Below are 12475 nucleotides of genomic sequence, written 5' to 3'. Positions count from 1 at the left end.
ATGAGATATGGCGAACGGGCTCGATGATGTGGTGGCGGCGGAGACCGTGCTCTCCGATGTCGATGGCCTTGGCGGCCGCCTGACGATCCGCGGTCATTCGCTGCCGGAATTGGCGGGACGCTGGCGCTATGCGCAAGTGGTTCGCCTGTTGCTCGACGGCTTCTTCGACGGCCTTCCCGGCGATGCCGAACTGGCAGCGAGGCTGGGCAAGGCTCGCGTCGAGGTGTTCGAGCGGCTTGCGCCCTCGCTGCCGCTGCTCGCACCGCTTGAGATCTATAGCGCCATGCGCGCCGGCATGGCGCTGCTGCCGGATGGCGAGACACCGACGGACGCCTTGCGGCTGATCGCGGCGCCCGCTGTGCTGACGCCGGCTCTGCTGCGGCTGGCGCGTGGCGAGCAGCCGATCGCACCTGACGCCAAGGCCGATCATGCCGCCGACATGCTGAGGATGCTCGAGGGATCCGTCCCGTCGACGGCGCTGGCAAGGGCACTCGACACCTATCTGGTCACCGTCTGCGATCACGGCCTCAACGCCTCGACCTTTGCCACCCGCGTCGTCGCATCGACGCTGGCAGGGCTGACATCGTCGGTGCTGGCCGGGCTCGGCGCGCTCAAGGGGCCCTTGCACGGCGGCGCGCCCGGCCCGGTGATCGAGATGCTCGATGCAATCGAGGCGCATGGCGACGCGGCCGGTTGGCTGCGCGAGAAGGTCGCGCATGGCGAGCGCATCATGGGTTTCGGCCACCGTATCTACCGCGTGCGCGATCCGCGCGCCGATGTACTGAAAGCCGTCGTGCGGCAGCTCGGCAGCGAAGGCGAAACCGGGCGCCGGCTGGCCTTCGCCGAACAGGTCGAGCAGACGGCGCTCGAAGTGCTGCGGATCGCCAAGCCGCAGCGCTCGCTGCAGACCAATGTCGAGTTCTACACAGCGCTTGTGCTTGAGGCGGCTGGCTTTCCGCCACAGGCGTTCAGCAATGTCTTTGCCGCCGGACGTGTCGCCGGCTGGATCGCGCATGCGCGCGAACAGCAGACGACGGGGCGGCTGATCCGGCCGCAGTCGCGCTATATCGGGCCGGTGCCGGACCTCGTGGCCTGAGGTTCCAAGTTCAGATTGTTGCGAAGAGGACCCCACCCTAGCTTGCCGGGGCGAGCCACGGGTCTCGCCGGTAGTGTGCTGAGAGTTCTGCAAATTCGCTGAGAGAGGGCGGTCATGGCAGGCTGGTGATGTTCAACGTCACCGATTCCCTGGAAGGAACGCCACCATGACCAAGACAGAAGGTAAATCGACCAGCGCTGCCGTCAAAGACATTCTGCTTTCGAACCCGGAGGGGCTGCACGAAGTGATCCGTGCGGTAATGCAGGAGGTTCTCGAGGCCGAGATGGAGGAGGCGCTGGGTGCTTCGAAGGGCGAACGCACGCCTGAGCGCCTTGGGTATCGCTCGGGTTACTACGGCCGCACCCTGGTCACCCGGGTGGGCAAGCTTGAGCTGCGGGTTCCACAGGACCGGGCGGGTCACTTCTCCACCGAGCTGTTCGAGCGCTACCAGCGTTCGGAGCGGGCCTTGGTTGCGACGCTTGCGGAGATGTATGTGCAGGGCGTGTCGACCCGCAAGGTCAAGGCGATCACGGAAGAGCTGTGCGGTCATGCGTTCTCGGCTTCGTCGATCTCGGCCATCAACAAGCGCTTGGACGAGAGCCTGAAGGCGTTTGCCGAACGACCGCTTCAGGAGCCATTCCCCTACCTCATTCTCGATGCCCGCTACGAGAAAGTGCGCGAAGCCGGCATCGTGATGAGCCAGGCGGTGCTGATCGCGGTCGGCATCGACTGGGACGGGCGCCGGCAGATCCTGGCCGTGGAGATGGCCAATCGCGAGAGCCGCTCGGCCTGGAAGGACTTCCTCGTCGGCTTGAAACGACGCGGTCTCAAGGGCGTCGAACTGGCCGTGTCCGACGACCATGCCGGCCTGGTCGCGGCGATCGGCGAGGTGATCCCGGAAGCAGCATGGCAGCGCTGCTACGTCCACTTCCTCAGGAACGCGCTCGATCACCTGCCCAGGAAGCACGGCGACGATTGCCTGCAGGAATTGCGCTGGCTCTACGACCGGCGCGATCTCGACGAGGCCAAGGCCGATCTCGCCGCGTGGCTGTCCAAATGGTCCGCCCGCTACCCGCGGCTGGCCACCTGGGCGGAAGAAGCCATAGAACAGACGCTGACTTTCTTCCGGCTGCCGCGTCAGCATCACAAGCACCTCAAGTCCACCAACATGCTTGAACGGCTCAACGAGGAAATCCGCCGGCGCACCTATGTCGTGCGCATCTTCCCGAACGCCGAAAGCTGCCTGCGCCTGGTCAGGGCGCTGGCCGTCGAAACCAACGAAAACTGGATGGAGGCCAACCGCTATATCAACATGGATGATCTGCGCGAGCACAAGAAGCTCGCTCTACGCCAAGCCGCATGACCAGTTTCATGATCGCCCATTTTGCAGAACTTGACGCACACAACCGTCTCGCCCGTCCTTCGGACCCCCACAAGGGGGAGGGCAGCTGGCGCGCGCCGCAGAAACGTCGGTGGTTTGCTGAGATCAACGTCTACCAAGTCTCCCTCCCCCTTGTGGGGAGGGATCAAGGGTGGGGGTATTCGTAGGGCGAAGACCTGGGCGTGGAGGACCATTCCCCATGACCAAAATTTCATGTGATCACGCGACCGTGTTCGTGTTCTTGCCTTGGTCATCCCTTATATGCTGCACTGCAATATAAGTCCGCTGCCGTCGAACCCGCCCGATTTCCGGGCGGAATGAGGCAGCAGCGACCAAACCGAACAGGAACGCCATGACCAAAAACGGCAAGGCGGAGGAAACGAAGAAGATCAACATTGCGCTGCAGGGCGGCGGCTCGCACGGGGCTTTCTCCTGGGGCGTACTCGACCGGCTGCTGGAGGATGGCAGGCTCGACATTTCAGCCGTGTCCGGCACCAGCGCCGGCGCGATGAATGCGGTGGCGCTGGCCGATGGTTTTGTGCGCGGCGGCGTCGAGGGTGCACGGCAAAAGCTCGACGACTTCTGGCGCGCGGTGGCGGCCAAGGGCCGCTTCAGCCCGGTGCAGCGCATGCCGTGGGACGTCGCCTGGGGCAACTGGTCGATCGAGAACACCCCCGGCTATTTCTTCTTCGACACCATGTCCCGAGTGTTTTCGCCCTATGTCGCCAATCCGCTGGGCTTGAACCCGCTGCGCGACGTGGTCGAGCAGGAGATCGATTTCAAAAATGTTCACGCCTGCAAGTCGATGGAGCTGTTCATTTCGGCGACCAATGTCGAGACCGGCCAGCTGCGCGTCTTTTCCGACGGCGAGATCGACCTCGACACGGTGATGGCCTCGGCCTGCCTGCCGCAATTGTTCCGCGCCGTCGAGATCAAGGGCGTGCCCTATTGGGATGGCGGCTATGGCGGCAATCCGGCGCTGTTTCCGTTCTTCAAGACGGCGGCGACGGAGGATGTGCTGCTGGTGCAGATCAATCCGGTGGTGCGCGAAGGCACGCCGAAAAGCGCCAACGAGATCCAGAACCGCATCGACGAGATCACCTTCAATGCCGGGCTGCTGAACGAATTCCGCTCGATCGCCTTCGTCAAGGAGCTGATCGCCGCCGGCCGGCTGCCGCGTGGCGAATACCGCGACATCCGCATGCACCGCATCGATGCCGACGAGGCGTTCAAGGATCTGTCGGCGTCGTCCAAGGTCAACGCCGAATGGGCTTTTTTGACCTATTTGCGCGACCTTGGCCGCATAGCGGCGAGCGACTGGCTGGAGGAGAATTACGACGCCGTCGGCAAGCGGCCGACGCTCGATCTTTCCGGCGAACTCGATGACGGCTTCAAACCGGTGCGCGGGCCGGCACCGGGACGGCGGGTGAAGGAATTCCTCGCCGCCCGCAAGAAGCCGGAGGCGGAACGCCGGCGGGCCTGAGTCCGCCCGGATCGATCAAGACGATCAGCGAAGTGTTCGGCAAATCGGAGTAGCGCCGATGACTTTCCGTCCCGGAACAACCGTTGCGTGTGACGGTATACAAAATCATACTGACGCCTGCTGCCATTCACTGAGTGGCTACGCAGGTCGCGCCCACATTTGAGCGTCAAAAACTAGTGGGGGCACAGGGTGATGTCAGCGCTCGTAACGCCTTGAAAACAAGTCGGCTCCAGCATCCGTGCGGCGCCGGGGCTGCGGTTCCGTCGAATGACGGGGCGCCGACAAAACCGTTTCTCGTTGGCCACACTACATCGCCTGGCACAATGTTCCTGCAACTTTTCGACTGTATTGCGATGCAACTTTGATGTAGAAGCGCGGCTTCGCCGTTCACGGCAAATTGAACACGGCCTGGCGCGCACCCATATCGGCGACGCGCCCGAGTTGGAAGACACGGTAGCTGTTAGACGACGGACTCCTGTTGGATAACGACTTGGCCGAACCCCGCAGTGGAAAAACAATGATGCCGAAGATCAGGTTTCACAAGCTTGCCGCTATTGTCGTGCTCATCGGCTTCGCCGCCTGGATGGGAACAGGCGCGTTCTCGTCGGTCGGCAGCGCCGCTGTCGAAGGTGCTGGCAAGGCAGGCGATCAGGCCAAGCCGGGCGATCAGGCCAAGGCGCCGGATGCAGCCAAGGCGGCCGAGGCCGAACCGAAGGCGCCGCTGCGGACCGTCGCTGTGGTGACGCCGCCGCGCAAGACCTATGCCCGCGCCATCCGCATTTCCGGGCTGACCGAGGCCGACAAGCGCGCCGTGCTGGCGACGCGCGTCGCCGGCGTCATCGAAAAGCTGCCGGTCAAGCAGGGCGATCACGTCAAGACCGGCGACCTGGTGCTGATGCTGGCGGCCGAAGAAAAGATCTCGATGGTCGACAGTGCCAAGCAGCTCGTCGCGCAGCGCCAGGCTGAACTCGACGCATCGCTGCGGCTCATGAAGACCGGCAATCTGCCCAAGCTGCAGCTCGACACGGCGCGTTCGAACCTGACCGCTGCGCAGTCGCAGCTGGAAACGGCGCAGGCCGAACTCGACCGCAATCAGGTCAAGGCGCCCTTCGACGGCGTCATCGACCGGGTGCCGGTGGAGCTCGGCAGTTCCATCATGCAGGGCGGCGAGGTGGCAACCATCCTCAAGCTCGATCCGGTGATTGCGCGCGGTGAAGTCAGCGAACGCGACCTCGGCTATCTCAAGCTCGGCGACAAGGCTGCTGTGCGGCTGGTCAGCGGCCAGACCGTCGAAGGCACCGTGCGCTACATCAGCCGCGACGCCTCGTCGGCCACCCGAACCTTCCGCGTCGAGATCGCCGTCCCCAATGCCGATGGCTCCGTGCCGGCGGGCATGACGGCCGAGATTTCGCTCAGCGCGCAGCCGACCGATGCCGTCATGTTGCCGCGCTCCGTGGTGACGCTGGGCGACAAGGGCGACCTCGGCATCCGTGCCGTCGACAAGGACAACAAGGTGGTGTTCTTCCCGATCGACCTGGTCGACGACTCGCCGAAGGGGCTCGTGCTTGGCGGCATTCCCGCCGATGCCCGCGTCATCGTCGCCGGCCAGGAGCTCGTCAAGGAAGGCGACGTCGTCAAGCCGGTCGAGGCCGACCAGGCGACCATCCAGAAACTGTTGGGCGAAGCGACAACGCAGTAGCGCCGGAGCGGCCCCGGCCGGAGCCGTCCCCGCCGCAATGCGGCTCCTGAAATCTTGAGAACAGGCCATGGATATCGTCAAACTCGCGATCAACAATGCCCGGCTGACCATTGCGGTGCTGGTCTTCCTGCTGCTGGCGGGCTGGGTCGCCTATCAGTCGACACCGAAGGAAGCGGAACCCGACGTTCCTACCCCTTATGTTTATATAAATGTCGCCTATCAAGGCATTGCGCCCGAAGACGCTGAAAGACTTCTGCTTAGGCCGCTGGAGGCAAAGCTTAAGAGTCTTAAGGGGTTAAAGGAGATGAAATCATCCGCCTATCAGGGCGGCGCCTTTGTCTTTCTTGAGTTTCTGCCGTCTATAAAAGTCGACACCGCGGTGACAGATACACGCTCGAAGGTTCAGGACGCGAAGGCTGACCTGCCCCAAGCGGCAGAAGAACCGGTTGTTACCGAGGTCAACATTTCCGAGTTTCCCGTCCTGGTCGTCACGCTGTCCGGCGATGTGCCCGAGCGTGTGCTTACGGCGGCGGCGCGCGAACTGCGCGACCGCATCGAGGAAGTACCGGGCGTTCTTGAGGGCACCATACAAGGCGCGCGCGACGATCTTGTCGAAGTCGTCATCGACCCGATGAAGCTGTCCTCCTACGGCCTGCAGCTCGACCAGTTGATCGGCGCGGTCGGCGCTTCCAACAGCCTGGTCGCCGCCGGCAATATCGAGGGTTCGGAAGGCAAATACGCGGTCAAGGTGCCGTCGCTGATCGAAACACCAGAGGATGTGGCGTCGCTGCCGGTGGTTGCCGGACCCAATGCCGTCGTCCAGGCCAAGGACATCGCCACGATCCGGTCGACCTTTGCCGATGCCACGACCATCACCCGCCTCAACGGCAAGCCGGCCATCGCCATTGAAGTCAAGAAGCGCATCGGCGCCAATCTGATCGACACGCTGGCCAAGGTGCGGGAAGTGTCCGACGCCTACGTCAAGACCATGCCGGAAGGCATGAACATCACCTACACGCAGGACAAGTCCGTCTTCGTCAACCAGCTGCTGGGCGACCTGCAGAACCACGTGATGATCGCCGTCATCCTGGTGTTCATCGTCATCCTCTATGCACTGTCGGGACGCGCCTCGCTGCTGATCGGGCTTGCCATTCCGTCATCCTTCCTCATCGGCATCCTGCTGCTTGCGATGATGGGCTACACGATCAACATGATCGTGCTGTTCAGCCTTATCCTGGCGGTCGGCATGCTGGTCGACGACGCCATCATCGTCACCGAATTCGCCGAAAGGCGCATGGGCGAAGGCATGCCGAAGGCGGAAGCCTTCACGCTGGCCGCCAAGCGCATGGCCGGTCCGGTCATCGCCGCGACGATGACGCGCATCGCGGCGTTTTCGCCGCTGCTGTTCTGGCCCGGCATCATCGGCGACTTCATGAAATACATGCCGATCACGCTGATCGTCACGCTGTCGGCCTCGATGCTTTATGCGCTGGTGTTCGCGCCGACGCTGGGCGCGCTCTTCGCCAAGGCGCCGGAGCATCACGAGGAACACAATCGCGACGGCTGGTACATGGCGCTGGTCAAGCAGGCGGTGCGCTTCCCCATCGCCGTGCTGGTGCTTACCGCCGTGCTTTTGACCGGCGTTGGCTTCGCCTATTCCAAATACGGCGCCGGCGTCGAGTTCTTCCCCAGCGTCGAGCCCGACTACGGCCTGCTCTATGTGCATGCCCGCGGCAATCTCTCGCTGGCCGAAATGGATACGGCAACCAGGATCGCCGAAAACCGGCTGCTCGGCTGGCCCGGCGTGAAATCGGTCTACACCCGCGTCGGCAAGACGCAGGGCGGCGGACAGGACGTGCCGGAGGACGTCGTCGGCGTCATCCAGTATGAGTTCATCGACTGGCGCGAGCGCAAATCGGCGAACAATATCCTGGATGAGCTGCGCACCGTCATGGCCGGCATTCCCGGCGTCGATGTCGAAGTGCGCGTGCCGGAGGCCGGTCCTCCCACAGGCAAGGCGGTCCAGCTCCGGCTTTCAGCCATCGATCCAAAAGGGCTTGACGACCAGGCCCGTGCGGTCGCGGCGCGCATCGCCAAGGTGCCCGGCGTCATCGACGTTTCCGACGGCCTGCCGCCGCCCGGCGTCGACTGGGCGCTCGAGGTCGACCGCGCCAAGGCGGCGCAGTACGGCATCAGCCCGACCGCGGTCGGCACCGTGGTGCAGTTGGTGACCAATGGATTGAAGCTCTCGGAATATAGGCCCGCCGGCGCCGACGACGCCGTCGACATCAGGCTGCGCCTGCCCGAAGACCGGCGCACGCTGTCGACGCTCGATGAGCTCAGGGTGCAGACCGCGCAAGGCTCGGTGCCGATCTCCAACTTCGTCGTGCGCAAGCCGGAGCCGACGGTCGGCATCCTCAACCGCATCGACGGCGCCCGCACCGTGGTCGTCCAGGCCAACGTCGCCGCCGGTAACCAGGTCGCGGCGGTGCAGGCGGAGGTGACCAAGGCGGTCACCGACATGAAGCTCGACAGCGGCATACGCTGGAAGCTGGCCGGTTCCAACGAGGACAGCGCTGAAGCCAGCGCCTTCCTCGGCAAGGCCTTCGGTGCGGCGATCTTCCTGATCTTCCTGGTGCTGCTGATGCAGTTCAACAAGTTCACCAGCGTGCTTCTGGTGCTGTCCTGCGTGGTCATGGCGACGATCGGTGTGTTCCTGGGGCTGCTGCTGACAGGCGAAGCCTTCGGCATCGTCATGTCGGGCATCGGCGTCATCGCACTGGCCGGCGTGGTGGTGAACAACAACATCGTGCTCATCGACACCTATGACCGGCTGCGCGAAGAGGGCTGGGACAAGATGGAGGCGGTGCTGCAGACCTGCCGCGAACGTGCCCGCCCGGTGGTGCTGACGGCGGTATCGGCCATCCTCGGCGTGCTGCCGATCGCCTTTGGTCTTGGCCTCGAAATCTTCCATCACGAGACGACGATCAACGCGCCGTCGACGCAATGGTGGATTTCGCTGTCCTCGGCCATCGTCTTCGGCCTGTCCTTCGCCACGCTGCTGACGCTGGTGGTGACGCCGTCGATGCTGATGATCTTCACGCGGAGCAAGAACAGCCGCTTCTACGCGTTCTTCCGCCGGCTGTTCGGCCGCGACAAGAAGCCCGATGCGCCTGTGGGGCCGAGCCCGCTCGATGAACCGGCAATCGCCTTCCCGAAAGCCGCGGAATAGCTGCATTCAACCAGTCGGACAAAAGGCCGTCCGGAACAACCGGGCGGCCTTTTGCATTGTCCCCTCATATCCGACCAGCAAGGCGAGGGACTCTTAATGACCGTCAGCACCATCCTCATCATCGTTTTGATCCTGATCCTGATCGGCGCCGTACCGGCCTGGCCGCACTCACGCTCCTGGGGTTATGGGCCGTCGGGCATCGCCGGCGCTGTGCTTGTGGTGCTGCTGATCCTGGTGCTGATGGGCAGGGTTTGATCGGAGCCTGAGATATCGGAGATTAGCGTTTCCTCGCCCCACGAAGTGCAGGCAATAGGCATACGGCGGTGCCAGCCCCCACTCCGGCCGCTGCGCGGCCACCTCTCCCCCATGTCCATGGGGGAGAGGAAATGCCAAGTCTTCAAAGGCCGCAGCCTCGGCGATTAGCATTTCCTCTCCCCCGCGAATGTGGGGGTAGAGGTGGCTCGGCGAAGCCGAGACGGAGTGGGGGATCGCCATATGCGATTGGCCCGAAATCGAGATGACGAGCACACGCTGTGCCCCCCTTGGCCACCCCGCCCCCTTGCGTATACGCTGCCCGCACCAATCACCGAGGGAGCCATCAAGGTGAACATCGCCAGCTCGCCAAGGCCGCTCGCCGAGATCGCCAGCTATCACGCCCACATCTACTATGACGGGCAAGCCGAGCGGCAACACGCCGAATGGCTGCGCCTGCGCATCGGCGAACGCTTCCGCGTGCGCCTGGGCGCCTGGCACGACAAACAGGTCGGCCCGCACGAGCAGGCCATGTACCAGGTCTCCTTCGCCACCGAGATCTTCGCGGCGCTCGTTCCCTGGCTGATGCTGAACCATGGCGGCCTCAGCATCCTCATCCACCCCAACACCACCAACCCCAAGCGCGACCATCTGGTTGATCCCCTCTGGATCGGTCGCCCGCTGGGGGTTCATGGCGAGGTGCTGGGTGAAGAGGATGAAGCGGAAGAGGCGCTGGAGGTGAACACGGAGCCGGCGCTGGGGGCTTAGGGGAGTAACGAGGTTGGAGTTTGGCCTAGGAAATCGCATTCGCCTACAGTCTGGCTCAGTCACGTATGACCGGCCGCTTTGCGCCTCATGTCAGTCATTGCGGACTGTTATGCAGGTTCCCAAAAGCAGACGTCCTCGCCTGTCCGAGAGTATGAAATGGGACTTTCACACTAAGACCGCGGCGTTGCGATGCAGCAAACGTCAGTGGAAGTGGATTCAACACCCGCGCATACACGGCGGAAAGCACACCCTTAGGGCTGCTTTTCATTGTCGGTCCGAATATCGATCATCAGGGCGCTACTTATTCTCAGTCGACTAATGTCCGCCAGCCGCCACCGTTGGGGTCGATACAGCGGCGACCATAGGCGAGACGACCGTGGTTTTATGGTGATCGATGACTTCCGCGATAGTCGCGAGCAACGGCTTGAAACCATCAAAATCCACGGTTGCCTTGTTCGCCGCGACTACCTTCGTCGCGAACACCTTCTTCCCGTAAAATTTGGTGCCGTCTTTCTCCGCATTGGTCTTATCGAACGTCTTGCCGTCGTAGATCGTTTTTAAAAGCGCAACGTCGAAAAGCCGCTCGATATCGGTATCTTTATTCCCAATCTTAGGGATGGGCACAACGTAGAGATTTGCCCCCATATGGTACCAGGTCTGCGAACCGTCCACCTTTTTCCCGGTCTTGGATTCGACTGCAGCGAAGAGCTTTTTCGACCCATCATCGGAGTCGCCGACTATAATTAGTGGGTGTTGCCCGCCACTTTTGAACTTCCTGATGCGGCTTGGGTATGTGTTAGCCAGCTTTCCCAGCTCACCGGCCCCGCCGCTCAATTGCTGCAGTGCCGCCGATGTTTTCGTATACTTAAACAACTTGATTTTCAGTTCGCCGGCTGGGTTCGTGAGCGTGGGGTAGACGGGTGCAAGGGCTTGGATAGCAGATTTGATATAGATGTTGTCCGTCACTCCCTCGCAGAGGACGACCGGCCGTTCGATGCCATAGAGGTCGACGTAGTCCACGAACCTCTCGAAGAGCTTAGAACTTGCCCAGAGCTTGCCACCTTTCGGCTTTTCCTCTTGATCCTCAGGCGCCGCTTTGATGAGCGGGCCTCTACCGCGGACCTGGTAAATATAGGCGAGCCGCCCGCGCAGTTTCCGACGCAGCAGCGGCTGCTTGACACCTGCGACTTTAACGAAGCACTCCCCATCCATGAAAAGGTGATGGCACATGGCAGCGGCTTCTGCGTAGTAGTTGGCCGGAACGTTCACCTTCTGATTGACGACGACGCCGGTCACTTCCTGCCGAGAGTAATCCAGTTGCATACGGGTCTTGGCTGGATTGACCTTGAACCCAGCCTTTTTTATTACCTTAGCGAGGCTGGTTCCAGCTTCCCACAAATTGATGCCGCCTACGCTCCGCCGTCCAATTGCTGGCGCAAAAATCTTCTCGCTGGTCGAGAATGTGATGTCGTCTGCGTACCGGGTGTAAGTGCAATTATGCCGATGCGCCAATTCGTTGAGCCGGATATCCAGAACGCTAGCTATGAGGTTAGAGATGACTGGCGAGCATGGACTTCCTTGGGGTAACTCGTTGTCATGGCAGGCGATCTGCGCAAGCACAGTTGCGACAGCGGGCTTCAGCTCGAAGTCCTTATGCTTCAGAAAGAAACCGCGCACCCGACCAAAATTGATGGTAGGGAAAAAGTCCTTCAGGTCCACGTTGAACACGTAGCGTCGTTTGCGATGGTTCTCCCCATTTGTCATAATGGAGAGCTTCTTCTTAAACCCGTGCGCGAGAATGCAATTTGTCTTCTTTACGCGCGACTTTTCCAAAACCTGTTCGATTTCGAGCAAGTCCTTCGCGAGCCGCTTCTGGATCGCTTTCAGCGTTTTATGGGGTGCTTTGATCGTCCGGACACCACCTGTCTTTTTAGGGACCGTGAATTCTTCGTATCTGTCGGCCAGTGGCAAATGGTAAAGAGCATAGGAGATGTGGGCTGGCTTCAGACCAAGAATCTTTGCAAGGTCGGTGATGTCCTCCGCTTTCCGATACAGCTCCAGTTTAAGGGATACGACTGTCATGGGGGTGGCTTGCGGATACTCCTAAGCGATTCAGCGTAGTATCGCCCATATCATCATATTGCTGTCGGCACTCTGCAGGTAGCACTGAGGCCGTCTTGCTTTCACCTGTGAAGATCCCCCACAGAAAAATCTATCCGCAAGCCGCGCCCTGTAGGCACGAATGCATGTGATTCTTCAAGTCGTCAGTAAGTAAAACCGGGGGATTACGGCCCGTGCACCACTGCAGCGTGTCGGTCTTCGGCCCGCCACGCGGTCCTAGAGCCAGACGATCATTTGAGCCGAATCGTCCGTGGCTTCGCATACAATGCAAGTGAGGCCGCTTGCGAACCGGCAGGTGCTGGCTACAGGCGGCGTCCCGCATGCGAGTCGCCGGGATCGGAAGGAGTTGCCCCCAAGGCTGAGGTGATCAAGGAGATGCTGAACCGAGGTCGGTCGCCGGATGCGAATGAATTGACCCATTTGCGCCGCAGGAGAGCGATTAA

Annotated in this window: 8 protein-coding genes; 7 read left to right on the top strand and 1 reads right to left on the bottom strand. The window is 61.8% G+C overall.

The window, feature by feature from the left end; genetic code table 11:
* The first annotated feature begins 7 nt into the window (after positions 1 to 7).
* From ACYG9V_RS01800 to ACYG9V_RS01770, 7 genes are all read left to right on the top strand, one after another.
* Positions 8 to 1096, top strand: coding sequence for a citrate synthase/methylcitrate synthase (locus tag ACYG9V_RS01800; RefSeq protein WP_352765323.1), 1089 nt, complete (start codon positions 8 to 10; stop codon positions 1094 to 1096).
* 166 nt (positions 1097 to 1262) lie between these two features.
* A complete protein-coding gene (locus ACYG9V_RS01795) occupies positions 1263 to 2459 on the top strand; it encodes an IS256 family transposase (RefSeq protein WP_460221900.1) in 1197 nt (398 codons plus the stop codon).
* Between the two features lie 370 nt (positions 2460 to 2829).
* Positions 2830 to 3960 carry a patatin-like phospholipase family protein gene (locus tag ACYG9V_RS01790; protein ID WP_023822308.1) on the top strand — a complete coding sequence of 377 codons (1131 nt, stop codon included), beginning with the start codon at positions 2830 to 2832 and terminating at the stop codon, positions 3958 to 3960.
* Positions 3961 to 4480: 520 nt separating this feature from the next.
* A complete protein-coding gene (locus tag ACYG9V_RS01785; protein ID WP_023752868.1) occupies positions 4481 to 5659 on the top strand; it encodes an efflux RND transporter periplasmic adaptor subunit in 1179 nt (392 codons plus the stop codon).
* Between the two features lie 67 nt (positions 5660 to 5726).
* Positions 5727 to 8891 (top strand): efflux RND transporter permease subunit, encoded by a 3165-nt coding sequence (locus ACYG9V_RS01780; RefSeq protein WP_352765158.1) that lies wholly within the window; start codon positions 5727 to 5729, stop codon positions 8889 to 8891.
* Positions 8892 to 8987: 96 nt separating this feature from the next.
* Positions 8988 to 9146, top strand: coding sequence for a DUF3309 family protein (locus ACYG9V_RS01775; RefSeq protein WP_023685825.1), 159 nt, complete (start codon positions 8988 to 8990; stop codon positions 9144 to 9146).
* Positions 9147 to 9494: 348 nt separating this feature from the next.
* Positions 9495 to 9911, top strand: a complete 417-nt coding sequence (locus ACYG9V_RS01770) for a DOPA 4,5-dioxygenase family protein (RefSeq protein WP_352765156.1) — start codon at positions 9495 to 9497, stop codon at positions 9909 to 9911.
* Between the two features lie 315 nt (positions 9912 to 10226).
* Here ACYG9V_RS01770 and ACYG9V_RS01765 read toward each other — a convergent pair whose 3' ends face one another.
* The gene (locus ACYG9V_RS01765) at positions 10227 to 11993 is read right to left on the bottom strand and encodes a retron Ec67 family RNA-directed DNA polymerase/endonuclease (protein WP_352765155.1); all 1767 of its coding nucleotides are present in this window, start codon (positions 11991 to 11993) and stop codon (positions 10227 to 10229) included.
* Between the last annotated feature and the right edge of the window lie 482 nt (positions 11994 to 12475).

This window comes from Mesorhizobium sp. W016 (assembly GCF_054719485.1).
Note: the sequence above shows the minus strand (reverse complement) of the source record. Positions and strands in the feature narration are given on the sequence as shown.